The organism is Candidatus Corynebacterium faecigallinarum (genome assembly GCF_052264515.1).
Classification (GTDB): domain Bacteria; phylum Actinomycetota; class Actinomycetes; order Mycobacteriales; family Mycobacteriaceae; genus Corynebacterium; species Corynebacterium faecigallinarum.
In genome coordinates this window covers 16,116-41,450 of record NZ_JBQQOC010000020.1, presented here as the reverse complement: position 1 = coordinate 41,450, position 25,335 = coordinate 16,116, and the positions used below count along the sequence as shown (strand labels likewise).

23 protein-coding genes and 1 riboswitch are annotated in these 25,335 nt (G+C 68.2%); of the genes, 19 read left to right on the top strand and 4 right to left on the bottom strand.

The features are described from left to right. Positions 1-5 precede the first annotated feature (5 nt). Entirely contained in the window at positions 6-1,127 is a 1,122-nt protein-coding gene (locus tag ACTXPP_RS10745; RefSeq protein WP_301497359.1) for a ferredoxin reductase domain-containing protein, read from the bottom strand. A gap of 161 nt (positions 1,128-1,288) precedes the next feature. Between ACTXPP_RS10745 and clpB the strand changes: the two genes are divergently transcribed. Next, a complete protein-coding gene (clpB, locus tag ACTXPP_RS10740; protein ID WP_443342095.1) occupies positions 1,289-3,880 on the top strand; it encodes an ATP-dependent chaperone ClpB in 2,592 nt (863 codons plus the stop codon). Positions 3,881-3,959: 79 nt separating this feature from the next. Here the strand turns inward: clpB and ulaA are convergent, their stop codons facing one another. Next, the gene (ulaA, locus tag ACTXPP_RS10735) at positions 3,960-5,567 is read right to left on the bottom strand and encodes a PTS ascorbate transporter subunit IIC (RefSeq protein WP_443342093.1); all 1,608 of its coding nucleotides are present in this window, start codon (positions 5,565-5,567) and stop codon (positions 3,960-3,962) included. Between the two features lie 14 nt (positions 5,568-5,581). Then, positions 5,582-6,415, bottom strand: a complete 834-nt coding sequence (locus ACTXPP_RS10730; RefSeq protein ID WP_301496507.1) for a PTS sugar transporter subunit IIAB — start codon at positions 6,413-6,415, stop codon at positions 5,582-5,584. A gap of 323 nt (positions 6,416-6,738) precedes the next feature. On the opposite strand from ACTXPP_RS10730, the gene ACTXPP_RS10725 reads away from it, so the two are divergent. The 9 genes from ACTXPP_RS10725 (at position 6,739) to ACTXPP_RS10685 (ending at position 13,548) form a co-directional block, all read left to right on the top strand. Next, positions 6,739-7,101 (top strand): DUF952 domain-containing protein, encoded by a 363-nt coding sequence (locus tag ACTXPP_RS10725; protein ID WP_301496506.1) that lies wholly within the window; start codon positions 6,739-6,741, stop codon positions 7,099-7,101. Positions 7,102-7,186: 85 nt separating this feature from the next. Then, positions 7,187-7,717 carry a DUF4265 domain-containing protein gene (locus tag ACTXPP_RS10720; protein ID WP_443342091.1) on the top strand — a complete coding sequence of 177 codons (531 nt, stop codon included), beginning with the start codon at positions 7,187-7,189 and terminating at the stop codon, positions 7,715-7,717. Positions 7,718-7,829: 112 nt separating this feature from the next. Beyond that, positions 7,830-8,777 carry an ABC transporter ATP-binding protein gene (locus tag ACTXPP_RS10715; protein ID WP_443342089.1) on the top strand — a complete coding sequence of 316 codons (948 nt, stop codon included), beginning with the start codon at positions 7,830-7,832 and terminating at the stop codon, positions 8,775-8,777. 39 nt (positions 8,778-8,816) lie between these two features. Continuing rightward, positions 8,817-9,656, top strand: coding sequence for an ABC transporter permease (locus tag ACTXPP_RS10710; protein WP_443342088.1), 840 nt, complete (start codon positions 8,817-8,819; stop codon positions 9,654-9,656). A 20-nt stretch (positions 9,657-9,676) separates the two neighbouring features. After that, positions 9,677-10,873 (top strand): sensor histidine kinase, encoded by a 1,197-nt coding sequence (locus tag ACTXPP_RS10705; RefSeq protein ID WP_301520674.1) that lies wholly within the window; start codon positions 9,677-9,679, stop codon positions 10,871-10,873. Next, positions 10,870-11,499 carry a response regulator gene (locus ACTXPP_RS10700; RefSeq protein WP_443342086.1) on the top strand — a complete coding sequence of 210 codons (630 nt, stop codon included), beginning with the start codon at positions 10,870-10,872 and terminating at the stop codon, positions 11,497-11,499. The genes ACTXPP_RS10705 and ACTXPP_RS10700 overlap by 4 nt, the downstream gene beginning before the upstream one ends. Before the next feature lie 17 nt (positions 11,500-11,516). Continuing rightward, a complete protein-coding gene (locus ACTXPP_RS10695) occupies positions 11,517-12,440 on the top strand; it encodes a sulfurtransferase (RefSeq protein WP_301496497.1) in 924 nt (307 codons plus the stop codon). Between the two features lie 68 nt (positions 12,441-12,508). Beyond that, complete coding sequence (locus ACTXPP_RS10690) at positions 12,509-13,051, top strand: PTS sugar transporter subunit IIA (RefSeq protein ID WP_301496495.1); 543 nt, start codon at positions 12,509-12,511, stop codon at positions 13,049-13,051. 29 nt (positions 13,052-13,080) lie between these two features. After that, on the top strand, positions 13,081-13,548 hold the full coding sequence (locus ACTXPP_RS10685) for a hypothetical protein (RefSeq protein WP_443342084.1): 468 nt from the start codon (positions 13,081-13,083) through the stop codon (positions 13,546-13,548). On the opposite strand, the gene ACTXPP_RS10680 is transcribed toward ACTXPP_RS10685, so the two are convergent. Next, positions 13,468-14,349, bottom strand: a complete 882-nt coding sequence (locus ACTXPP_RS10680) for an SDR family oxidoreductase (protein WP_301520673.1) — start codon at positions 14,347-14,349, stop codon at positions 13,468-13,470. The two genes, ACTXPP_RS10685 and ACTXPP_RS10680, sit on opposite strands and share 81 nt — an antisense overlap. Positions 14,350-14,414: 65 nt before the next feature. On the opposite strand from ACTXPP_RS10680, the gene ACTXPP_RS10675 reads away from it, so the two are divergent. The 9 genes from ACTXPP_RS10675 (at position 14,415) to ACTXPP_RS10635 (ending at position 25,323) form a co-directional block, all read left to right on the top strand. Further along, on the top strand, positions 14,415-15,026 hold the full coding sequence (locus ACTXPP_RS10675; RefSeq protein ID WP_301520672.1) for an ABC transporter ATP-binding protein: 612 nt from the start codon (positions 14,415-14,417) through the stop codon (positions 15,024-15,026). Beyond that, on the top strand, positions 15,023-15,931 hold the full coding sequence (locus ACTXPP_RS10670) for a hypothetical protein (RefSeq protein ID WP_301520671.1): 909 nt from the start codon (positions 15,023-15,025) through the stop codon (positions 15,929-15,931). The genes ACTXPP_RS10675 and ACTXPP_RS10670 overlap by 4 nt, the downstream gene beginning before the upstream one ends. 517 nt (positions 15,932-16,448) lie before the next feature. Continuing rightward, positions 16,449-16,544: riboswitch (glycine riboswitch) on the top strand. A 137-nt stretch (positions 16,545-16,681) separates the two neighbouring features. After that, entirely contained in the window at positions 16,682-19,606 is a 2,925-nt protein-coding gene (gcvP, locus tag ACTXPP_RS10665) for an aminomethyl-transferring glycine dehydrogenase (protein WP_443342082.1), read from the top strand. A 3-nt stretch (positions 19,607-19,609) separates the two neighbouring features. Continuing rightward, complete coding sequence (locus ACTXPP_RS10660; protein ID WP_301498798.1) at positions 19,610-20,854, top strand: glycine cleavage system aminomethyltransferase GcvT; 1,245 nt, start codon at positions 19,610-19,612, stop codon at positions 20,852-20,854. 62 nt (positions 20,855-20,916) lie between these two features. Continuing rightward, positions 20,917-21,300, top strand: coding sequence for a glycine cleavage system protein GcvH (gcvH, locus tag ACTXPP_RS10655; protein ID WP_301520428.1), 384 nt, complete (start codon positions 20,917-20,919; stop codon positions 21,298-21,300). A gap of 102 nt (positions 21,301-21,402) precedes the next feature. Continuing rightward, complete coding sequence (locus tag ACTXPP_RS10650) at positions 21,403-23,079, top strand: TtfA family protein (protein WP_301520427.1); 1,677 nt, start codon at positions 21,403-21,405, stop codon at positions 23,077-23,079. Between the two features lie 75 nt (positions 23,080-23,154). After that, complete coding sequence (gene pyrE / locus ACTXPP_RS10645) at positions 23,155-23,706, top strand: orotate phosphoribosyltransferase (protein WP_301494499.1); 552 nt, start codon at positions 23,155-23,157, stop codon at positions 23,704-23,706. 196 nt (positions 23,707-23,902) lie between these two features. After that, complete coding sequence (locus ACTXPP_RS10640; protein ID WP_301494497.1) at positions 23,903-24,640, top strand: lysoplasmalogenase family protein; 738 nt, start codon at positions 23,903-23,905, stop codon at positions 24,638-24,640. Then, a complete protein-coding gene (locus tag ACTXPP_RS10635) occupies positions 24,637-25,323 on the top strand; it encodes a TrmH family RNA methyltransferase (RefSeq protein WP_443342080.1) in 687 nt (228 codons plus the stop codon). The genes ACTXPP_RS10640 and ACTXPP_RS10635 overlap by 4 nt, the downstream gene beginning before the upstream one ends. Positions 25,324-25,335: the final 12 nt, after the last annotated feature.

Below are 25,335 nucleotides of genomic sequence, written 5' to 3'. Positions count from 1 at the left end.
CGCACTCAGGTGACCACCCGCGGCGTCCCCGGGAGGTCGGCGAGTGCCGCGGTGTCCGTACCGGCCACCAGAATGGTGTCGTAGGACGCTCCGGCGTTCAACGCCGCGTCCGCCACCGCGTCGGTGGCGGTGCCGACCGAGAACGTGAACCAGTCGAAGCCCCGGTCGAATCCCTCCAGGCCCACCTGTTCGTGCAGGTCCTCCGGGTTCTCGGCGGACCAGTACAGGTGCACCTGCGGACGGTTCTGTCGGGAGGACAGGTCCAGCACCAGCGCGCGAAGGGCGGCGAGTCCGTCGTCCACGGCGACCATCAGGACCTGCCGGGCATCCTCCGGAACCTCCAGCGAGCCGGTCGGGTTCGCCACCACCCAGGTGTCCCCGGCGGCGACCACCGGCGTGTCCCCGGCGGGGTGGCTCAGGTGGAATTCCAGGTAGCCGTCCGGATTCGGGGGAATTGCGGAGGCCAGCTTCCGCCAGGAGTCGGGGGAGTGGGCCGAACGCACCTCCAGGTACTGCCCGGGCCAGCCGGTGTTCGCCTTGGGGCGGGTGAGATCGGCGGCCAGCCGGACCACTGTCACCCGTCGGGTGCGCTGTTCGACCTCGAGCACGGTGGCCGGCAGTGTCGCCGGGACGCCGGCCTCCTCGTCCTCCACGGCGCCCAGGGCGGCGATGCGTACCGCATGGTCGACGACCTGGAGTAACTCGGTGACGCCCTCCGGGATGCCCAGTTCCTCGGCATGACGGTAGGTCAGGTCGGTGCCGGGGTCGGGGCAGCCGAAGACCTCGGTGATCGCGGCGGTCGCAGCCTCACCGATGGCGGCGTAATGGCCGGTGCCGATGCCGTACTTGCGTAGGTCACGACCGAGGTCGGCGAGGACTTCCGTCTGGGGGTCGGCGAAGGTGCCGTCGCGGTTGATGCCGGTGGAGGCGAAGAGTGCGGCGCGGCGCACGAGCGTCAGGTCGACGTGCGCCGGGGTGGTCGGTGCTCCGGTGCCGGACGGCTCGTCGACCGGATCTGCCGCCGGGGCGATGTCGGCATAGTGCAGACGGCCTCGGTCGAGGATGGTGTCTAGGTGCTCCCGCGCCGCCGCCAGGGTCGCGCCCAGCGCGGAGTCTGGTGTGCTCATGGACACTATTGTGTCACGTCGGAAGGAATGTGTTGCACATCACAGCGGTGGTGCAGTATTGAGTGGAACAGACTCAACCTTTGGGGCGTTGAGAGGAACAGAACCACAGAAGTTGATACCATTGCACTCAACGCCAGATTCTTGAGAGGAAAGGCAGTCGCATGAGCGGTTTCACGCCCACCACCCGTACCCAGGAAGCCATGCAGGCGGCACTGCAGTCCGCCACCGCGAACGGCAACCCCGACATCCGCCCGGCCCACCTCCTGGTCGCTATCCTCGACCAGGAGGATTCCATCGCCCGCCCGGTCCTGCAGGCCGCAGGCGTGGAACCGCAGAGCGTCCTGTCCGACGCCCGCGACCTCGTCGCCGGCTATCCCACCGTGTCAGGGTCCGGCATGGCCAACCCGAACTTCAACCGGGACGCGCTCAATGCCCTGACCGCGGCCCAGGAGCTCGCCACCGAGCTCGGCGACTCCTACGTCTCCACCGAGGTGCTGCTCGCCGGCATCGCCAAGGGTGACTCCGACGCAGCCAAGGCACTGCACACCCGCGGCGGGACCTATGAGGCCATCCGGGGTGCCTTCGAATCCGTGCGCGGCAACCGCAAGGTCACCACCGAGGAGCCGGAGGGCCAGTTCCAGGCGCTGGAGAAGTACTCCACCGACCTCACCGCCCGCGCCCGCGAGGGCAAGATCGATCCTGTTATCGGCCGTGACCAGGAGATCCGTCGCGTGGTCCAGGTGCTGTCCCGTCGCACCAAGAACAACCCGGTGCTCATCGGCGAGCCCGGCGTCGGCAAGACCGCCATCGTCGAAGGTCTGGCCCGCCGCATCGTCGCCGGCGACGTTCCGGAGTCCCTGCGCGGTAAGAAGCTCATCTCCCTCGACCTGGGTTCCATGGTCGCCGGCGCGAAGTACCGCGGCGAGTTCGAGGAACGCCTCAAGGCCGTCCTCGACGAGATCAAGGAGGCCGAGGGCGAGATCGTCACCTTCATCGACGAGCTGCACACCATCGTCGGCGCCGGTGCCACCGGTGAGTCCGCGATGGACGCCGGCAACATGATCAAGCCGCTGCTCGCCCGCGGTGAACTGCGCCTGGTCGGTGCCACCACCCTGGACGAGTACCGCAAGTACATCGAGAAGGACGCCGCCCTGGAGCGCCGTTTCCAACAGGTCTACGTCGGTGAGCCGACGGTGGAGGACACCGTGGGAATCCTGCGTGGCCTCAAGGAGCGCTACGAGGTGCACCACGGTGTGCGCATCCAGGACTCTGCGCTGGTCAGTGCGTCCTCCCTCTCGGACCGCTACATCACCAGCCGTTTCCTGCCGGACAAGGCCATCGACCTGGTCGACGAGGCGGCGTCCCGCCTTCGCATGGAGATCGACTCGCGTCCCGAGGAGATCGACGACGCCGAGCGGATCGTCCGACGCCTCGAGATCGAGGAGATGGCGCTGAGTCAGGAGACCGACGAGGCCTCCAAGGACCGCCTGGTCAAGCTGCGTGCCGAGCTCGAGGACGAGCGCGAGAAGCTGTCCGGTCTCACCGCCCGGTGGGAGAACGAGCGCGGCTCCATCGACCGCCTGCGTTCGCTGAAGGAGGAGCTCGACAACCTGCGCACCGAGTCGGAGATCGCCGAGCGCGAGGGCGACTACGCCAAGGTCGCCGAACTGCGCTACGGCCGGATCCCCGACCTGGAGAAGCAGGTCGGCGAGGCCGAGACCGCCGCGGCGAAGGCCGAGGAGGACCGGATGCTCACCGAGGAGGTCACCCCGGACACCATCGCCGAGGTCGTCTCCGCATGGACCGGTGTGCCCGCCGGCAAGATGCTGGAGGGTGAGACCGAGAAGCTGCTGGCCATGGAGAAGGTCCTCGGTGGCCGGGTCGTCGGCCAGCACGAGGCCGTCGAGGCGGTGTCGGACGCTGTCCGCCGCTCGCGTGCCGGTGTCGCCGACCCGGACCGTCCGACCGGCTCGTTCATGTTCCTCGGGCCCACCGGTGTGGGTAAGACGGAGCTGGCGAAGTCGCTGGCGGAGTTCCTCTTCGACGACGACCACGCCATGGTGCGCATCGACATGTCCGAGTACGGCGAGAAGCACTCCGTAGCCCGCCTGGTCGGTGCACCTCCCGGATACGTCGGCTACGACGCCGGTGGTCAGCTGACCGAGGCCGTGCGACGCCGCCCGTACACCGTGGTGCTCTTCGACGAGGTCGAGAAGGCCCACCCTGATGTCTTCGACGTGCTGCTGCAGGTCCTGGACGAGGGTCGTCTCACCGACGGGCAGGGTAGGACGGTGGACTTCCGTAACACCATCCTGATCCTCACTTCGAACCTGGGTGCCGGTGGCAGCAACGAGCAGGTCATGGCGGCTGTGAAGGCCGCGTTCAAGCCGGAGTTCATTAACCGCCTGGACGACGTCGTCATCTTCGACGCCCTGTCCGCCGAGCAGCTGACCCACATCGTGGAGATCCAGGTCGCGCAGCTCGCCGAGCGGCTGGCTGCCCGACGCCTGGACCTGCAGGTCACCGAGGACGCGAAGCGTTGGCTGGCCGAGCGTGGCTACGAGCCGGCCTACGGTGCCCGTCCGCTGCGTCGCCTGATCCAGAAGGCGATCGGCGATGCGCTGGCCAAGATGCTGCTGGCCGGCGAGGTCCGCGACGGTGACACCGTGCGGGTCGACGTCGATTCCGCTGGCGCTGACGCTGCCGCAGGTGCGGACGCCCTGACCATCGAGGCCGTCGCCCACGAGGACTGATGAACCGCAACATAGACGGAGAGGTCACTGTCACCGCCTGAAAGTGACCTCTCCGTCTATGTTGCGCATTCGGGGAGTCTTAGTCAGTCGGCGGTGGCGGGGGAACCGGTGCGCCCTTCGGCGGCGCGATCCTCGGGTAGGACGCCCCGCTCGCCGCGCCAGCCGGAACAGCGTCACCGGTGCCGGACGCAGCGCCGGACGCACTGCCGGCAGCAGCGTCAGCACAGCCGCCCTCGCCGACCCAACTGCCGGCCGAACGCCCGGGGGCGGCGTCCCAACGACCGTCCACCAGCTTCTTCTGCACCACAACGGCCGCGCCGAAGATCACCGCGGCGACTGCGACGATGACCACGATGCCCCACACGCCCGCCGGGGCATTACCGATCAACAGGCCGAACCAGCCGAAGTCGGCGTCGCCGAAGGTGGTGTTCTCGCCGGACAGGTCGCCCAGGGCATTGATCAGGAAGGCCGGGAGCAGGGTGATGATCACACCGTTGGTGAACGCGCCGAGGACCGCGCCGCGGCGTCCACCGGTGGCGTTGCCGAAGACACCGGCGGCACCACCGGTGAAGAAGTGAGGCACCAGACCAGGCAGGATCAGCGCGGCACCGAACGCCGGGTTCAGCCAGGTGGACAGGACGACCAACCCGATCAGCCCGCCGACGAAGCTGGAGATGAAGCCGACCAGCACGGCGTTCTGCGCGTAGGGGAACACGATCGGTGCGTCCAACGCAGGTACAGCTCCGGGCACGACCTTCGCCGCGATGCCCTGGAAGGCGGGGACCAGCTCGCCGAGGATGGTGCGCACACCGAAGAGGATCACGGCCACGGCCACACCGAACTGCAGACCCTGGGTCACCGCCTGCATCAGGTAGTTGCCGACGTCGGTCGCACCGTCCCCGAAGGCGGTGAAGGCTTCGTCCTGCCCGGCACGGATCAGGAAGAGGACGGCGAGGACCAGGTACATCAGCACCATCGACAGGGCGGTGGCGACCATGGAGTCGCGCAGGAAGCGCAGTCCCTCCGGCAGCTTCAGGTCCTCAGTCGACTTCGATGCCTTGGCACCTTTGCCACCCACCAGTTTGCCGACTGCTCCGGAGGCGACGTAGCCGGCGGTACCGAAGTGGCCGATGGCGACCGAATCGTCCCCGGTGATCTTGCGGGTCCAGGGGTGGGCGAGTGCGGGCATGGACACCATGAGCACACCGAGCAGCACTGCGCCGAGTCCGACGACCACCCAGTTGGCGTAGTCGGCGGTGGCCAGGATGATGGTGATCATCGTGGCCATGAAGAGCACGTGGTGACCGGTGAGGAACACGTAGCGCAGCGGGGTGAAGCGGGCGAGGAGCAGGCTGACCACGAATCCGAGGATCATCAGCCAGGCGACCTGGGAACCGAATTGCTCTTGTGCGATGCCGGCGATGGCTTCGTTGGTGGGTACCACGCCGTGCATGCCGGTCGCGCCCTCGATCATGATGCCGAGAGGTTCCAGGGAGTCGGTGACCAGGGTGGCGCCGGCACCGATGAGCAGGAACCCGAGGGTGGCCTTGATGGCACCGCCGGCGATCTGCCCGCCGGAGCGTTTCATGGCGGCCAGCCCGACGGCGGTGATGATGCCGATGAGGAACGCCGGCACCGCGAGGATCTCGTTGACGAGGAACTGGGCGATATTCAGTAGCCAGTCCATGGTGGTTCTCCTATCTACAGTGCGTAGAGCTCGCGCAGGGCGGCGTCGATCTCACGGGTGCTGGTGAAGTTCTCCACGACCCACACCGGGATGCCGGGGTCGCCGAGGGTCCTGGCGATTTCGCCGGAGGTGAGGATCAGGTCGGCGTCCTTCGACTTGCCTTTGGCGGAGATGGTGTCGGTGGCTTCGACGGAGATGAGACTGTCCCAGCCCCATCGTTTCAGCACGTCTTCGGTGGTGTTCTTCAGGAACAGGCTGGTGCCCAGTCCATTGCCGCAGACGGTGAGGATGTGGTTGCGGGAGTCGCCGCCGGGGTATTTCTCGCCCTCGGCGATCGAGTAGGACGCAGCGTCGGGCACAGCGTAGGACGCAGTGTCGGACGCAGTGTCGGACGCAGGACTCCCACCGTCCAGAATCGCCATGATCTCTGCCGGGGTGGCCGCCTCGTCCAACGCCTCTCTGGTCGATCGTTTGCCGACGACTTTGGCGAGGTCGGCCATGGCGGACGTGTGGGTGGTGGCATCGGTGGCAGCCAGGGCGACGACCAGGGTGACCGGGTCGTTCTTCGCGTGGCCGAACTCCACCGGTTCCGCCAGACGGACCCAGCTCAGGGCGGTGTGGTGGACGGCGTCGCTGGGTCGGGCGTGGGCGAAGGCGAAGCCCGGGGCGACGACGATATAGGGGCCGTTGTCGACGATCGAGTCGATCATGGCCTGTGTGTAGTCGGCGGTGATGGCGCCGGAGTGTTCCAGGAGGTCCCCGGACAAGGAAACGGCCGCGCGCCAGTCGGCGGCGGCCGCATCGAGTGTGATCCGGTCCTCGGTCAATAGCGAGGTCAGCGTGCTCATGCCGCCGATTGTATTCCTGGGGAATGCACCGGCGGTAGGGTCGCTTTGCCGTGGACCCCTGTTCGGGGCGGTTTCCGCCCAGGCGGGCAGCGGGACCTCGCGCCCGCCGCGACACAGCTCGCGCCATGAACCCCTGCCCGTGACTGCGGTTGCTGGGTAAAGGAGGCGGGCGCTCCGGCTGAAGAAATGAGGCTACGGAGAGGTCACTTTCATCGCTCAGAAGTGACCTCTCCGTAGCCTTATTCTGCGGTGGAGCATTGTTCTGCGATGGAGTTCTATTCTGCGGTAGGGCTGCGGTGACGCGGTTCGGTTAGTCTCGGCCCATGACCACGCGCACGTCCATCTACCACCTGGCACTCCGCGATGACTGGGAGGAGGCACTGGCACAGGGCGAGTACCGCACCTCGACCCGTGGCATGACGCTGGAGGGCGTCGGCTTCATCCATGCGTCCTTCGCCGAGCAGGTCACCGCCACCGCCGGACGGTTCTACGGTGACATTGTGGACGGCAAGGTGGACGATCTGCTCGTCCTGGAGCTCGACGTCGAGGCGATCGCCGCGGCGGGTGTCTCGGTGCGGCATGAGGACGCGGGCACCGGTGAGCTGTTCCCGCATATGTACGGCGCGCTCCGCCCCGAGTGGGTGCGGGCAGTCATCGACTACCGCGCCTGGGCTGCCCGGGGCTAGGGCAACACGGCCTACAGTGTGACATCGCTCACCTTCAGCCTTTTGTCTTGTCTGAGATACAGAGGTTAGCCTACGATCTGTTGCAATGAGCCTTCCACAGTACACCGGAGCTATGGTCCGCACCGCCACCGTTGAGGTGACCGGCTCATCGATGGCCCCGGCCACCTCATCTTCTTCCGGAACCACGACCGAGAAGTTGCTGGTCCACGGTATCGGCGGTTGGCATTTCGTCCTGCGCTCCGTCCCGTGCTTCGCCACCGGCCTGTCCCTGGGTGACATCGTCCACTGCCAGGATCGTGATGGCACACTCCATCTCGACGGGGTCAGCGTCCGCGGTGGTGCGTCCACCCTGCGCCTGCTCATCGACGACGCCCATGAGCCGCTCGCCGACAACCTGCTCTGGGATCATCCGGCCGCGGCCGCCGGGTGGCCCGGGATGCGCGAGCGGATCGCCGGCCAGCTCACCACCGTCGGCTGCACCGTGGAACGGCTCGGACGCCACCTCCTCGCCGTCTCCATCGGGCCGGACGTCGACATGACCTCCATCGAGCAGTTCCTCAACGAACTTGCCGCGGACGGAGTGCTGCAGATCCAGCCCGGCTACATCCACCAGTAGCCGCGACTGAGGCCGCACATGACATCTGTCACCTCTCATCCGTGACACCGGGAGGGGCCATCGATGACGGACGGGCCTACCCGGGTCAGCCGGGCCGCGGCATGCTGGAGACATGAACACCACAGCCAGCCCGGCCATCACCGTCGACAACCTGACACGCACGTACCAGGCGAAGAGCAGGAAGGACGCCTTCACCGCCGTGAAGGACGTCTCCTTCGAGGTCTACCCCGGAGAGGTGTACGGCCTGCTCGGCACCAACGGCGCGGGCAAGACCTCCCTCCTGGAGATCGTCGAAGGCCTCGCACCACCCACCAACGGAACGGTCACCGTCCTCGGCGGCGACCCGGTGGGCGACCGGGCCCGGATTCGTCCTGAAATGGGCATCATGCTGCAGTCCGGCGGTCTGCCCAAGGAGCTCACCGTCGCGGAGACGATGCGCATGTGGGCCGGCACCTGCTCGCGCCCCCTGCCGGTCGACCAGGTCCTCGACGACGTCGACCTCAGTCACCGCACCGACGTGCGCGTCGGCTCGCTCTCCGGTGGCGAGCAGCGACGCCTCGACCTGGCCTGTGCACTGCTCAACGCCCCCAGCATCATCATCCTCGACGAGCCGACCACCGGCCTGGACCCGGAGTCCCGCAGCCGGACCTGGGACCTGCTCACCGCACTGAAGGCCCGCGGGGTCACGATGATCCTCACCACCCACTACCTGGAGGAGGCCGAACGGCTCGCCGACCGGATCGCGATCATGCACCGCGGTCAGATCGCGGTGGAGGGACGCCTCGACGAACTCGTCGCCACCGAAGGCGCCGAGATCAGCGTGACGCTGCCCGGTGACAACGGCACCGTCCCGCCGGACGCCCTTCCGTCCTTCCCCGGCACCCAGGTCACCCGCGACGGCGCCAAGCTGCGCATCGAGACCAACGCCCTGCAGGACGACACCCGCCGACTCCTCGACTGGGCGAGCACCCAGGGTGTCGCCTTCGAGACCTTCAGCGCCCGCCCCGCGAGCCTGGAACGGGTCTTCAGCAGGATCGCCGGCAAGCAGACCGCAGTCTGACCGACCGGAACAGACCGGAACAGACAGGAGAGAAGAACAATGAGTACCCCGACAACTACTCCCGACCATCCGACCACCGGTTCCACGGTCAAGCGTTTCATGGCGCTGGCCCGCGCCGAGACCCTGCAGTTCGTCCGGAACAAGACCCTGCTGATCAATGCGGCAGTCGTCCCCATCGCCTTCGCGCTGGTGATGTACTTCGTCCAGTCGGGAAACGACGAGGCCTCCAAGGTCGACGCCGCCGCGACCGCGATGGAGTACTTCCTGCTCTTCGCACTGATGTCCGTGCAGTACTACACCGTGCTGTCCATGGTCACGACGCGTCGTGACGAGGGTGTTCTCAAACGACTGCGCACCGGCGAGTCGCGTCATGTGGAGATCCTCAGTGCGTCGTCCTTCCCCGGAGCGGTACTGACCATTGTCTTCACCGTCGTGATCGCCGTCCTGCTGATGGTGCTCGGCGCACCGGGGCCGGTGAACGTGGTCCCGATCATTGTGGCGGTGCTTCTCGGCCTGGCCGTGGTGTCTGGACTTGCCCTGGTCACCAGTGGCTTCACCAAGAACGCCGAAGCTGCCCAGATCACCTCGTTGCCGGTGATGGTGCTGCTGTTCGCCTCGATGGGCCTCTTCCGGCAGTTGTATCCCGAGGCGGTCACCGAGGTCGTCGACCGCACGCCGTTCGCGTTGATCTTCGACCTCGCACAGTACGGGTGGGCCGGCAACACCATGATGGACCGGATCTCCGCCGACGGAGCGGCACCGCTCTCCTCCGGTGAGGTGCTCGCCGAGACCTGGCAGATGATGCTGATCCTGGTCGTGTGGGCCGTGGTGTGTCTCTGGGCAGGCGCGAAGTACGTCCGCTGGGACATCCGCCGCTGATCCCCGGTTAAATGGAACCTATGGCCACCCCAGGGACCACCCCGCTGCTCCACGCCGTCACCCGCCCCCGCCGCACCTGGCAGGGGCTCGGTGCCGGTGCGAAGCTTGCCGTCTACAGCAGGTTGTCGCTGCAGTTGCTGGTCGTGGTGTGCGGCGTCGGCGTGATCGTCCTGGCACTGGTCGGACGCTCCGGCGACGGGCCGACCATCACGAGCGCACAGCTGCTGCTGGTCGCCGTCCCGACGATCGTCCTGACGGTGATGGGGTTGTGGATCACCGAGCTGCGCCCCGAGTTCAACACGTCGCCGCGTGCGGAACACGGCCGCCTGCTGGCCGGTGCTGCGGTGCTGGTTGCCGCGACTTGGGTAGCCGGCATGGCCTTCTATGTCCTCGGCGACGCCCGTGGGGCGTTGACCGGGTTGCTGCTGTTGTGCACGGCATTGTCCCTGGCACCGTTGTGCGTGCTGCCGTGGTTCCCGTGGCGGTGGATGATCACCGTGGTGCTCTCCACCGTGACGGCCGTGGTCACCTGGTCGGAACTGCAGTGGTGGCCGATGTTCTGGTCCACGTTGCTGCTGTCGACCTCCACCTTGTCGGCCTGGACGGTCAACATCGCCAAGGAGCTGGAACGCAGTCGCCTGACCGAGTCCGCCCTGCAGGTCAGTGAGGAGCGGCTGCGGTTCGCCCAGGAACTCCACGACACCCTCGGCCAGCGTCTGGCTGCGGTGTCGATCAAGGCGGAGCTGGCCCGTGCGCTGGCCGCCCGCGGCGACGACCGGTTGGATGAGGAGCTCGCCGAGCTGCAGTCCCTGGTGCGCGATTCCACCACGGAGATGCGTGAGGTCATCGACGGTTACCGCACCGTCACGCTGGCCTCGGAGATCCAGGGTGCCCGCGATCTGCTGCACAGTGCCGCGGTGCGTTTCACCGTCGAGGGGGATCCGGACGCTCTGGCCCCCGCGTTGCGGGAGCCGGCGGCGTGGCTGGTGCGCGAGGGGACGACGAATGTCGTCCGGCATTCCGCCGCCACGTGGGTGACACTGACGTTCACCGCCGACACCGTCACCATGCTCAACGACGGGGTCGAGTCCGGCATCGACCGACTCTCCGGCCTCGCCGGCATCCGGCACCGTGTCGAACCTCTCGGCGCGACCCTGGTCGCCGAACGCGACGGTAACCTGTTCCGTGTGACCCTCAGACTCCCGGAGCAGCCATGAGCACCGACCCGAGCCCCATCAGTGTCGTCGTCGTCGACGACGAGTCCCTGGTCGCCAGTTCCCTGTCCACCCTGCTGGACCTGCAGGACGATCTCCACGTGGTCGCCACCCTCGGCTCCGGGGAGGAACTGCTGGACTGGGTGGCAAAGAACCCGGACTCCGGTCAGACGGTGGATGTCGTGGTCATGGACCTGCAGCTCGGCGGGATCGACGGGGTGGAGACCGCCGGACGCCTGCCTGACGGGCTCGCGGTGCTCATCGTCACCAGTCATGGGCGTCCCCGGGCGCTGAAACGGGCCCTGGCCCACGGCGTGCTGGGCTTCCTGCCGAAGACGTCCTCTGCCGAGGAGTTCGCCACCGCGGTGCGCACCGTCCATGCCGGACGCCGCCACCTCGACCCGGAGCTCGCCGCTGCGGCGATCAGTGCCGGGGAGTCCCCGTTGACCGACCGGGAGACCGAGGTGCTCGAGGTCGCCGGCCAGGGAGGCTCGGTGGAGCAGATCGCCCAGACCGTCCATCTGGCGGCGGGGACCACCCGCAACTACCTCTCCTCGGCGATGACGAAGACCGGAGCGTCCACCCGCTTCGAGGCGTGGCGCATCGCACGTGAACGCGGCTGGCTCTAGACAGTAGACTGTCGGTCATGACGCTGAGCCAGACCCAGACGCCGCATCAGACGGAGCCTCCCTTCATCTCCCCGGAAGACCTGTACGCCGCCAGTACCCGGGGCGACCGCATGGTCATCATCGACTCGGACTGGGAGCCCGGTGGCGACACCGCCTGGAACCTCTACGTCGCCAGGCACATCCCAGGCTCCTTCTTCTGCGATCCGATCACGATGCTGGCAGGGTCCCCCTCAGCCGGTGGCGGACGTGCCCCGCTGCCCAACCCGCGGATCCTGCAGCGTTACCTCGACGACTGGGGGATTCGGCCGGGCCTGCCCGTGCGGATCTACGACCGCGGTGGGCTGCTCCACGCCGCGCGTGGCTGGTGGGTGCTGCGCTGGGCGGGCGTGACGGACGTGAAGATCCTCGACGGCGGCACCGTGGGGTGGCAGGCCGCCGGGGGAGACGTCGCCACCGGGATCGGCTGCCTGCGCGGCCGCGGCACCTTCGAGGCCTTCGCCGGTGGTGCGCCGACCATGGCGGTGGCCACCATCGACGAGGTGTCGGCGCTGTCCGCTGAGATCGCTGCGTCCGGTAATGCGTCCGGCCGGGCGTCCACCATCCCGTTGCTGGTCGACGCCCGCACCGCCGACCGCTTCCATGGTCGGAGTGAGCCGGTCGACCGTCGTGCCGGGCACATCCCGGGCGCGGTGAGCATCCCGGTCATCGACCTGCTCGACGATGGCCGCGTCCCACCGTCCGAGGTGGTGCGCGAGCGTCTCGCCGCCCACGGCCTCACCGATGACACGATCGCCGCCGAGGCGGTGATCTACTCCGGTTCCGGTGTGGACTCCGCACTGTTCATTGCCTTGATGGAGCATGCGGGGCTGCCCGCGGCCCGGCATTTCGTCGGCGGATGGTCGCAGTGGGCTCTTGACAGGTCCCGTCCGGTCGGCCTGTGATGGTTCACTGATCCAGTGAATGGCATGAAACTCCTGAATTACCGCCGTCACCTCACTAGTCTGTGACCATGGAGGAAAGCCGCGGAATCGCAGACGCAGCGCAGCCGGGGGCAGGCATGGATACCGGTGTCCGCTCCCGGGACCCGCTTGACGTCATCACCCCGCTCGCCGGCACCGTCGTACCACTGGAATCGGTGCCTGACCCGCTCTTCGCTGCGGGCACGGTCGGCCCCGGGATGGCGGTGGTCCCCGATGCCGGCGTCGAGTACGTCACGGTCTGTGCCCCGGTGTCCGGCAGGCTGACCCGGCTGATGCCGCACCTGTTCCTCATCCTCACCGACGATGAGATACCGGTGCTCGTGCATCTCGGTATCGACACCGCACACCTGGACGGACAGGGCTACTCCCCCCACGCCGAGCAGGGCAAGCGCGTCGAGGCCGGTCAGCGCATCACCACCTACGCCCCGCTGGCGCTCGGGCGGCTCGGTTTCGACCCCATCGTCCCGGTGGTGGTGATGGGACGCGGCGATGGGGCGCCGGTGCGTCCTGCTCTGGTCCCCGGCGAGCCCTGCGGGCTGGGGGAGATCCTGTTCCGCGTGGACGGGGCCTAGCCTTCTCGGGCCTGTTCTAGACTGGCACCATGCTTCGACGAATCACCACCACGGCGTGCGCCTTGTTCATGCTCGTCGGCGTCTCGCGGGTGGACGAGCAGCTCGACCCGCAGTGGTTGGAGGCGGCCTTCTACGCCTTCTTCTTCGTGGAGCTTCTGCTGCTGCTGGCGGGCATCATCCTCACCGTGCGCGGCTACTTCGGGCCGGCCCGCCACCCGGTCAACCGGGTGTTCATCGGATTGAGCTGGGCGGGGGCGATCGGTGCCCTGGTGCTGATGCTGGAGATCGCCCTGGGGCACGGGCAGGTGCTGTGGCTCAACGTGGTCGCCAGCGCGGTGATGTTCACCGGTGTGCTGGGCGCGGCGGTGGTGGCGCTGTCGGCCAGCCCGTGGCGCGACCTGTTCTACTCGCGCCGCTCAGATCCCGTGCTTCGCGGCGATGATGCCGGCCATGGTGTCACGCGGCAGCAGTCGGGCGGCGGGGAACGCGACCTGTGAGCTTGAGCCGGTGGCGTACAGCGGCTTCGGACGCTTCGACGTCACGGCCAGCAGGAGCACGTCGGCGACCTGCTCGGCGCTGACCCCGTCGGCCTCGTTGGCGTTGAGCGTCTTCAGCATGGTGTGGAACTCGTCGGCGTAGGGGCCCTGGTCGTCGATGTAGATGGTGCGTCGCTCCGACAGTCCGGTGTTGATCGCCCCGGGTTCCATCACCGAGACGCCGATACCGAAGGGTGCCAGTTCGCGGCGGGCGGAGAAGGCGAAGGCCTTGATCGCGGCCTTGGATGCCCCGTAGCTGCCGCGGTGGGCCAGCGGGAAACTGCCGAGCATGGAGCCGACGAACACCACCCGGCCGCGTCCGGCCTGACGCATCTGCGGTAGCAGCAGCTGGGTGAGCTCGACATGACCGATCACGTTGACCTGGAAGAGTCGCTGCAGCGCCTCGCGGGGGAGTTCCTCCAGCGGTCCGTTCTGCGATTCCCCGGCGTTGTTGACCAGCACCGTCACCGGGTTGGACGCATCGACCCCCAGCGCCGCGAGATGCTCCGGCACCGCGGCGATGGACGCCGGGTCCTCCAGGTCCAGCGGGACGAGCTCGACGCCGCGTGGCGCATTCGCCACCGATTTCTCGGAGTCGGGGGTGCGGGACGTCCCGATCACCCGGAAACCCTGCTGGACCAGCGCGGCGGCGGTGGCCTGGCCGATGCCGGAGGTCACCCCGGTGACCAGTGCGATGTCGCCGGCACTCACCAGCGGCAGGGAGGGGGTGAGGAATCGGGAGAGGAAGGGTGCTTTCGCCATGACAACAGTGTTACCCGCTCGCCGGGCCCCGCGTGGCCGAAATGCGTTTCGGTAGCCTGTGTTCCATGCCCGCTCTCTCCGACCCACCTCTGCTCCACATCGACTGCGGCTACGGACACAGGCATGCTCTGGGCCGTCTTCAGCTGGAGGTGGCCCCGGGGGAGATCGTGGTGGTGACCGGACCGAACGGTGCCGGGAAGTCCACGCTGATGTCCACCATCGCCGGGGAGATCGAGCCGGTGGAGGGCGAGGTCCGGGTGTCGGGCACGGTTGACCCCGCCGCACCGGAGGGTGCCGGGGCGGTGACCTTCCTCGCCGACCCGTCCTTCTTCCCGGACCTCACCATCGGCGAGCACCTGGAGATGACCGCCCACCACGTCGGCGTCCCCGCCGATGAACTCCGTGACTCCGTCGAACGGTGGCAGGTCGCGGACATCGAGTCCGAGTTGCCGAGCCGCGTCTCCAGCGGTCAGCGCCAACGGGCCTACCTGGCCCTGCAGCTGGCGTCCGCCGCGGACGTCGTGGTCCTCGACGAGCCGGAACGGCATCTCGACGGGGACTGGGTCCGCCGTCTCGGTGACGCACTCGCCGACGTCGGTGCCGGTGGCGCCGCCGTCGTGGTCGCCACGCACTCGACCCACCTGGCAGGACGCGCCGACCGCACCGTGCAGCTGTGAGCGCCGCGAGTATCGCTGCCGCAGCGGCGGCCCTGCTCCTGGTGGTCCTCATCGCCGAGCGGATGCTGCCCCTGCGGGCGGTGGAGCGTGACGTGTGGGAGTGGAGGTTGCGTCCCACCGGGCGTTTCCCCTCCATCGACGAGTTCTCCCGGTGGCAGGTCGGGACGCTGGGCGTCCTCGGCGGGCTGCTCGGTTACGGGACCGTCCCGTCCCACGCGGGGATCGCCGTCGCGGTCGCCGCGCTGCTGACCATGGGCGTACGACTGCTGGTGGGGGTGTGTCGCGTCCGGCTCCCGGAGGCCCTCGACAACGGCACCACCCGGGTGATGTTCACGATGTCGTCCGTGGTGAACGATTCGGAGCTCTCCGCGAACATCTACGCCGCTGCGTGGCTGCGTAATACGCCGGTGTCCGCCGGCCGGATCCGCGGCCCTGTCCCTCTGGTCCTGATGTGGCGCCGGCTGCGTCGTCGGTTCTACGTCCCGTTGCTGTTCCTGGTCACTGCCTTGGTCGTCGTGGCGCTCGGCCCGGCCCCGGGACTCTGGGCGCAGACCGGGCTGGTGGTCACGTGGGGTGTCGTGGCTTCGGCGGTGTGGCGGGCGACCCGGATAGGCATCCGGGGTGAGATGCCGTGGCGGCTGTCCTTCCTCGCCGCGGTGACGGGGGTGGGGACCGTGGCACTGGCACTGTTCTGGCGTCCGGACGCCCCGCTTGTCTTCGCCGTCCTGGCAGTCGCCGCGATCCTGTGGTGCGCGCTCATACGCGGGCGGCCGAGGAGGAACGACAACTTCGAGGTGATCGAGACCGGTATGGGCGTCGCCGTGCCGCTGGGGACGGTGTTGCACATGTTCTCCGGGGCGTGGGCGGTTCTACCCGCCTACCTCGCGGTGGTGCTCGGCGGTTGAGCGAATGCGGAGGTGTGGGCGCGTCCCGTTGCGCCCCGCCAGAACTCGCCCTCCGGTGCCTGCAGCCTCTTCTGCGTCATCTGAGTGTGCACAGCGTCATCGGAGAATGTCGCTTCGGGCACTCCAGGCGACATTCTCCGATGACGCTGTGCACACTTCAATGACGCGAGCCGCAGGCCTCACCTCCGGCGAGTAATCCTGCGGCTGACTTCCGACCCTTCCTCGAAAGGGCGGCTCCATGTTTGAGAATGCACTCCCCGAAACCGGAGTGACCATGGTCGTCCCTGCTTGCCTCGCTACGGGGTGGCAAGAGCTTGCCTCGCTACGGGGTGGCAACAGGAAGGAAAGCGTGACGGATTGGGGAGGGAGCTGCCAGCGAAACGTCCAATCCGTCACGCCCAGGTATGCGCGCCCGCCACCGCCCGGGGGTGTCGCAGACCTGCTACCGGCGAAAAGATGTCTCCGTCACACCGTCACGGTTATACTGTCATGCAAGTCATAACTGAATACGCCGTTCGTAGCCACTGTGGGAGAGGCCGGCACCAGACACCGGCCGCCGTAGGAGCAACACCTCCCCGTCGACACTCTCAGGCACCCGTACCACCGTGGCGAGGCACCTCTGGAAAGAGCTGGTCACCGTCGTCCGTGACCCGGCCGCCGAAGGAGCAAAGCTCTCAGGCACCATCGACAGAGTGGGGAGGGTTGAAGCACATGTCCGCTGTCTTTACCCAGGAAGAGACCCCCTGACACATGGCAACCCCCCACGACGCCTTCCCGAACCGGCACATCGGCCCGAACGCCGCCGACACCGCCGCCATCCTCGAGTCGCTCGGCTACGAGTCCACTGAGGCGCTGGCCGCCGCCGCGCTGCCGGCCAGCATCGCGCAGGACGCACCGATCGGCCTGGCACCCGCCCTCGACGAGACCGAGGCCCTGGCCACCCTCCGCGGCTTCGCCAACAAGAACACCCTGAAGAAGCAGCTCATCGGTGCCGGCTACTACGACACCGTCACCCCGGCGGTCATCCGCCGCAACGTGGTCGAGAACCCGGGCTGGTACACCGCCTACACCCCGTACCAGCCGGAGATCTCCCAGGGCCGCCTCGAGGCGCTGCTGAACTTCCAGACCATGGTCCAGGACCTCACCGGCCTGCCGATCGCCGGTGCCTCCCTGCTGGACGAGGCCACCGCCGTGGCCGAGGCCGTGCAGATGATGGCCCGCCAGAACGCGAAGGCCGCGAAGAAGGGCGGGGTCGTCCTGCTCGACGAGAACCTGCACCCGTCCAGCATCAACGTCACCCGCGCCCGCGCCGCCGCCGTCGAGATCCCCGTCGAGGTCGCCGCGATCACCGCGGAGACCATCGCCTCCCGGTCCGACGAGGACGCTCCGCTGATCGGTGTCGTGGTCTCCAACCCGGGCACCACCGGTGGTCTGCGCGACGACCTCGGTGAGGTCATCGAGGCCGTCCACACCGCCGGTGGCCTGGTCACCGTGGCCTGCGACCTGCTGGCCCAGGTGCTGCTGACCTCCCCGGGCGAGCTCGGCGCGGATATCGCCGTCGGTTCGGCGCAGCGCTTCGGCGTCCCGCTGTTCTTCGGTGGCCCGCACGCCGCCTTCATGTCCTGCCGTACCGAGTACCAGCGCAAGCTGCCCGGCCGCATCGTCGGCGTCTCCGTCGACGCCGACGGCACCCCGGCCTACCGCCTGTCGCTGCAGACCCGTGAGCAGCACATCCGTCGCGACAAGGCGACGTCCAACATCTGTACCGCCCAGGCGCTGCTGGCCGTCGTCGCCAGCTTCTACGCCGTGTGGCACGGCCCGGCGGGCCTGCGCGAGATCGCCTCGGCGATCCACGGCCGCGCAACCGCCCTGGCCGTGGGCCTGGCAGGTGCAGGACGCACCATCTCCCACGACCGTTTCTTCGACACGGTCACCGTCGAGGTCACCGACGCTGCAGCCACCGTGGCCGCCGCCTGCGAGGCCGGCTTCAACCTGCGCGAGGTCGACGACACCCACGTCGGCGTCTCCGTCGGCGAGTCCAGCACCGACGCCGACATCGCCGAGCTGATCAGCATCATCGGCGGTGACGCGGCGTCCTCCACTGCTGTGGACACCGCGTCCTTCACCGCCGAGGACGGCCCGCTGGCCGACCTGCTGCGCACCGACGAGATCCTCACCCACCCGGTGTTCCGGACGATCACCTCGGAGACCCAGATGATGCGCTACATGCGCCGTCTGGCCGGCCGTGACCTGGCCCTGGACCGCACCATGATCCCGCTGGGCTCCTGCACCATGAAGCTCAACGCCGCGGTGTCGATGGAGCCGATCACCTGGCCGGAGTTCGCCGGTATCCACCCGATGGTCCCGGAGGACCAGGCCACCGGCTGGCTGGAGCTCATCGAGGACCTGGAGGAGCGCCTGGCGAAGATCACCGGCTACGCCGCAGTCTCCGTCCAGCCGAACGCCGGCTCCCAGGGCGAGTTCGCCGGCCTGCTGGCGATCCGCCGCTACCACCTCGCCAACGGCGACGACCAGCGCACCCTGGTGCTGATCCCGGCCTCGGCCCACGGCACCAACGCCGCCTCGGCCGCGCTGGCCGGTCTCGGTGTCGTCGGTGTGAAGAACGCCGAGGACGGCTCCATCGACCTGGCCGACCTGGACGCCAAGATCGAGAAGTACGCCGACCAGATCGCCGGCATCATGATCACCTACCCCTCGACCCACGGTGTGTTCGAGGAGCACGTTCGCGAGGTCTGCGAGAAGGTCCACGCCACCGGCGGCCAGGTCTACATCGACGGGGCGAACCTCAACGCCCTGGTCGGCCTGGCCCAGCCCGGCGAGTTCGGCGGCGACGTCAGCCACCTGAACCTGCACAAGACCTTCACCATCCCGCACGGTGGCGGTGGCCCGGGTGTCGGCCCGGTGTGCGTCGGCGAGCACCTCGTCGAGTACTTGCCGACGGATCCGTGGGAGGATGCCTCGGACGAGAAGGGTTTCCCGGTCTCCCAGGCTGGCCAGGGTTCCGCCGGCGTGTTGCCGATCTCCTGGACCTACATCGCGATGATGGGCGACGACGGCCTCACCGAGGCGTCCCGCATGGCCCTGGTCAACGCCAACTACATCTCGAACCAGCTGGCCGACAGCTTCCCGACGCTCTACACCGGGGACAACGGCCTGGTCGCCCACGAGTGCATCCTGGACCTGCGCGAGCTGACCAAGCAGTCCGGCATCACCGCCGCGGACGTCACCAAGCGTCTGATGGACTTCGGTTTCCACGCCCCGACCCTGGCCTTCCCGGTCACCGGCACCCTCATGGTGGAGCCGACCGAGTCGGAGGACAAGGGCGAGCTGGACCGCTTCATCGCCGCGATGCGCACCATCCGTGCCGAGATCGACGAGGTCATCGCCGGGGATGTCGCCGCGGATGACTCCGTCCTGCGCCACGCACCGTTCACCGCCGAGTCTGTGGTCCGCGACGACTTCGACACCGCGGTCTCCGGCGGTCACTTCAGCCGCACCAAGGCTGCTTTCCCGGTCGACACGTTGCGCCGCGACAAGTACTTCCCGACGGTGCGTCGTATCGACGACGCCTACGGCGACCGCAACCTGATGTGCTCCTGCCCGCCGCTGGACGCCTTCGACATCACCGCCGACAGCTCCGAGAGTGAGGACTGAACCATGTCCGAGAACATCAAGCACACCGCACTGCACCCGGTCCACGAGACCCTCGGCGCGAAGTTCACCGACTTCGGCGGCTGGGACATGCCGCTGAAGTACGACAAGGAGCTCGAGGAGCACCGCGCGGTTCGCGAGGCCGTCGGCGTCTTCGACCTCTCCCACATGGGCGAGGTGCTGGTCACCGGTCCGGACGCCGCGGCGTACCTGGACCATGCCCTGGTCTCCCGGCTGTCGGCGGTGAAGGTCGGAAAGGCGAAGTACTCGATGATCTGCACCGAGGACGGCGGCATCATCGACGACCTGATCACCTACGTGCTCAACAGCCCGGAGGGCCCCGAGGCGGATCCGGAGTACCTGGTCATCCCGAACGCCGGCAACGCCCCCGCCGTGTACGAGGCGATGGTGGAACGCGCCACCGACTTCGACGTCACCCTGGTCAACCAGACCGACGATGTCTCGCTGATCGCCGTGCAGGGCCCGAAGGCCGCCGCGGTGATGGGGGAGATCGTCGAGACCGTGACGGATGCCCCGGAAGCGTCCGGTGCGTCCTCCCCGGACGACCCGGACAACCCGGACAACTCCGTGTCCGCCGCGATCGAGGGCCTGGGCTACTACGCCGCGTTCACCGGCACCATCGCCGGTGTGCCGGCGATCATCGCCCGCACCGGCTACACCGGTGAGGACGGCTTCGAGATCTTCGTCGCCAACGAGGCCACCGGTGCCGCCGGCACCGAGGGGCCCACGGCAGTGTGGGACGCCGTGCTCGCCGCCGGTGAGCAGTACGACATCCGACCCTGCGGGTTGGCCGCCCGCGACACGCTGCGCCTGGAGGCCGGCATGCCGCTCTACGGCAATGAGCTGTCCCGCGAGCTCACCCCGGTCGACGCCGGGCTGGGCATCTTGGCCGCCACGAAGTCCAAGGACGCTTTCGTTGGACGCGACGCCATCGTCAAGGCCAAGGAGAAGGGTACTTCCCAGGTGCTCGTCGGCCTGGTCGGTGAGGGCCGTCGTGCGGCCCGTTCCGGCTACGAGATCCAGGACGCCGAGGGCAATCGCCTCGGTGAGGTGACCTCCGGTGCCCTCTCGCCGACGCTGGGCCACCCGGTCGCGATGGGCTACGTGACCACCGACGCTGTCGGCGACGGCGGGGCGGCTACCGAGGGTTCACAGGTCGTCGTGGACATCCGTGGCAAGGCCTTCCCGTACACCGTCGTTCCCCTGCCGTTCTACAAGCGCGAGAACTAGTCCGGCAGGCTAGTCCGACCACTAGACTGTATCCACTGCACTGCTACTTCAGGAGAAGAACCATGACTGCACTTCCCACCGACCGCCTGTACTCCGAGGAGCACGAGTGGGTGAACTCCACCGAGATCAACCCGGGTGACACCGTCCGGGTCGGCATCACCCACGTCGCCGCCGAGGCCCTGGGCGAGATCGTCTTCGTCGAACTGCCCGAGGTCGGTACCGAGATCGAGCACGGCGAGCCCTATGGCGAGGTCGAGTCCACCAAGTCGGTCTCCGACATCTACGCCCCGGTCTCCGGCGAGATCACCGCGGTCAACGAGGACCTCGAGGACAACGCCGGTGTCATCAACGACGACCCCTACGAGGCCGGCTGGCTCTACGAGGTCACCGTCACCGAGGTCGGCGAGCTGATGGACCATGAGGCCTACGGCGCTGCCAACCAGTAGCGCAGCGCATACTGTGCCTGCTGTGCATTCAGGGGCCCCGCGACCCGCCGGGGCACGGCATGCCAGGGTTCGTGTCCGGCCTCTCGATTAAGCTGGTTGCTGATGCCTACCGCTCTTGTCGCCCTCGTCGTCGGGCTCGTGCTGCTGATCGTCGCCGCGAGCCTGTTCTGGCGTGCGGCGCAGAGCCGCGGCATGGATCAGCGCACGGGCACGAGCGCGGGTGAGTCCACGGGGGAGAGACCGGCCCGGGGAGCAGGGGACGTTCCGGCACACAGTGGCTGGGGTGGGGCGGCAGCTACACCGGTGACACCGGTGACGCCTGCCGCGGCTACTGCCGGCTCCGTCGGTGATGACGTCAGCGACACCGCCTCAGCTCCGACACCGGAGTCGCCTGTCGCGGATGAGGCGTCCACGTCGGAGGAGCCCGCCGAGACCCCTCTGTCGGCGGAACCTCCTCAGCCTGCCGACCCTGCAGTTCCCGCAGCGTCCGACGATACGACTGCCCCTGCTGGCCCCGCAGAACCGGTGCCGACCTCGACCGAGCCGACCGAGCCGACCGAGGTAGTGCCGGACACCCCCAAGAACGCGCCCGAGACCACCACATCCCACGAGTCCAGCGGGTTGTTCGCCGGACGACGGTCGCGGCGCCAGTGGGCGCAGTCGCACGGCTACGAGTACGCCAAGGAAGACCGTTACCTGCCCAGCGAGTGGCCGGTCAGCCTGATCGGACAGCTCGGTTCCTCTGAAACGGCATCATCGGCGCGTGACCTGGTCTCCGGATTCGTCGACGGCCACCAGTTTCATGTCGCCGAGGTTCACGGGGTGACCGTCATGGCCATGCGTCGGGACGCCTTCTCCCCGGTCACCGTCCACCTGTCGACGGGCTCGGACGTCCCCTCCGGGATGCGACGGTCGGAGCTGTGCGACCGCCCGCCGTTCACCAGCTACTCCACGGACAACCGGGCACTGGACCGGATGTTGGACGCCCGGGCGGAGACCGCACTGGCTGCCCTGGGAGGGGTGGCCAGCATCATCGGCTTCGCCGGTTCCTGGGTGGCGTTGAGCCTGGCCCGCAAGTCCGACCCGCCGGTGTGGGACCACGTACTCAAACAGCTGGTGCGGCTGGTGGCGGCGTCGCGCGTGCTGCCGCCGCGGGTGACCTCCGAACAGCTGGACATGAGTTCGGCCGACCAGACCCGGCCGCGTGCCCGCCGGATCGTCGCCGAACTGCCGGAGGGTGCCTACGGCCACCTGCGGGTGGTGCCGGACACCGACACTGCCGACACTGCCGACTCCGCTGACCCCGCTGATCCCGATGACACCGCCACCCCGACCTCCCAGGAGCGCCCCCGGGTCGAGCGCTCCAGCGTCCCGGTCGACTTCCCGACCCGCTCGGAAACCCAGTCGATGGGCGACACCAGCGACTGGTCGGAGCCGGGGGTCGGCGATGTGGTGGAGGACGCCCCGCCGATCCCGGCCGTCGGCGAGGACCCTGACCATTCCCGCGGCAGTTCCGCCAATGGCCCGAAGGTCATCCGCACCAATGCACAGCACGCCACGATCTTCGACGAGCCGGCCGCCGACAGCAGCGAGGCCGAACGTGCCCCGCGCCAGCTCCCTCCGCGGGGCCGTCACCGCGCACCGGACGCCCGACACGCCCGTGACAACACTGGCGACGGCGAGACCGGGGCGTCCGACAGCGAGGACTACCCCGTGGTCGACGCCGAGGTCGTCGACCCGGACACCACCGACACCAGCAACGGCCCGGAACAGCACTGAAGGTCCGCGACCCCGTAAGATCACGGGTACATGACCGACCCCTGTACCGACACCGTAAAGGATCCCGCTGAAGCCATGAGTGTGCCTACCGTCAACGCCGAGAAGCTTGCCCGCCTCGCTGAACTGGTCACCGAACTGTCGGTGGTGCACGGCAAGGTCACTCTGTCCTCCGGCAAGGAGGCCGACTACTACGTGGACCTGCGCCGTGCGACCCTGCACCGGGAGTCCTCGAAGCTCATCGGCGAGCTGCTTCGTGAGCTCACCGCCGACTGGGGCTATGTCGCCGTGGGCGGCCTGACCCTGGGCGCGGACCCGGTTGCCACCGCCGTAATGCACGCCGGCGATGACGTGGATTCCTTCGTGGTCCGTAAGGAGACCAAGAAGCACGGCATGCAGCGTCGGATCGAGGGCCCGGACATCACCGGCAAGCGTGTGCTGGTGGTCGAGGACACCACCACCACCGGTAACTCCCCGCTGACCGCGGTGGCCGCCGTGCGTGAGGCCGGTGCCGTCGTCGCCGGTGTCGCCACCGTGGTCGACCGGGCGACCGGGGCGAAGGACGTCATCGAGGCCCAGGGTGTGGAGTACCGCAGCCTGCTGGGCCTCGCCGACCTCGGCCTGGCGTAACTCCCCGGCTCGCCAGACCGCACTTCGCCAGGCCGTAACCCGGAACTGAATCCATCACACCTCCGGCGATTTCCACATCATGAGATCTACAGGTCAGAGAGTTTTTTTGGAATCGTGGTCGCAAGCGAACAGGTGTGATGGATTTTGGCTTATAGCCTCACGTCCCCTAACCCCCCGACCTTCAGGAGCATCCTCGATGAGCACCATCCGACGCACTCTCCGGAACGCCTACCTCGCCGCCGGGGCGACCTCCGTCGTCGCAGCCGCCGCCGGACGTCGCGGTGACCGGCTCACCCGCCTGGTCAAGCCCACCTTGATGCCCCTGCTTGCCGCATCTGCGGCCGCCGACGGTGGAGCGCGCAAGCACCCGTTGGTGTTGGCGGGGCTCGCCGGCGGGTGGCTCGGCGATGTCATTCTCATGGGTAAGGCGGGACGCAGCGACGATCCCGCCCAGCGGGCCAAGAACCTGAACAAGGGGTCGGCCGCATTTGCCGTCAACCAGGTCGCCTACATCACCGAGCTGTGGCGACGCGGACACCGCCCCCGCACGTCGACGCTGGCGTTGCGTGTGCCGGTACTGCTGTCCGGCGCCGGTACCGCTGCCGTCGGCGCCCCGGCCGCCCTACCTGCCGCCATCGGCTACGGCTCCGCATTGGCCGCAACCTCGGTCCTGGCGTCCGACCCGGAGCAGCTGCCGGAAGGTGCGGTGGACGAGCGCGGCCCGCTCGCCGCCGACCTCACCGGCGTCGGTCTCGGCGGCAACTTCTTCGTCCTGTCGGACGGTCTGATCCTCGCCCGGCAGGCGTTCCTGCAGGGGGAGCACAAGGTCGTCCGTGTCCTGGACGGTGTGGTGGACGGCCTGGTCATGGCCACCTACGTCGCCGCCCAGTTGCTCATCGTCGAGGCGTTGACCGGCGCGGGGGACGACAAGTGACCGAGCCCGGCTCCGCCGACGAACAGTCGGGCCGCGGCCCCACCGAGTGGTTCACCCACCCCGTCGGCGTGGGCCCCTGGGCCGAGGAGTACCCGGACCTGCCGGTGCCGGAGGATGAGCATTTCGACCCGGAGCTGCTGGAGAACGGCGACCGACGCAACGTCGTCGACGGCTACCGTTACTGGCGGCTCGAGGCGATCGTCGCCGACATCGATTCCCGACGTCACGGACTGCACATCGCCATCGAGAACTTCGAGAACGACTCGAACATCGGCACCGTGGTCCGCACCGCCAACGCCTTCGCGGTGGACACCGTCCACATCGTCGGACGCAAACGCTGGAACCGGCGGGGCGCGATGGTCACCGACCGCTACCAGCATCTGATGCACCACCCGGACACCGTCTCGGTCACCGCCTACGCCGCCGAGCACGGGCTGACCGTCGTGGCGGTGGACAACACCCCGGGCTCGGTCCCACTGGAGACCGCGCAGCTGCCCGAGAACTGCCTGCTGCTCTTCGGCCAGGAAGGTCCCGGGGTGACCGAGGTGGCGCAGGACGCCGCAGCACTCACCGTGAGCATCGCCCAGTTCGGTTCGACCCGGTCGATCAACGCCGGGGTCGCCGCGGGCATCGCGATGCACACCTGGATCCGTCAGCATGCCGACCTCGGGAATGCCTGGTGACAGGAGCCGGCA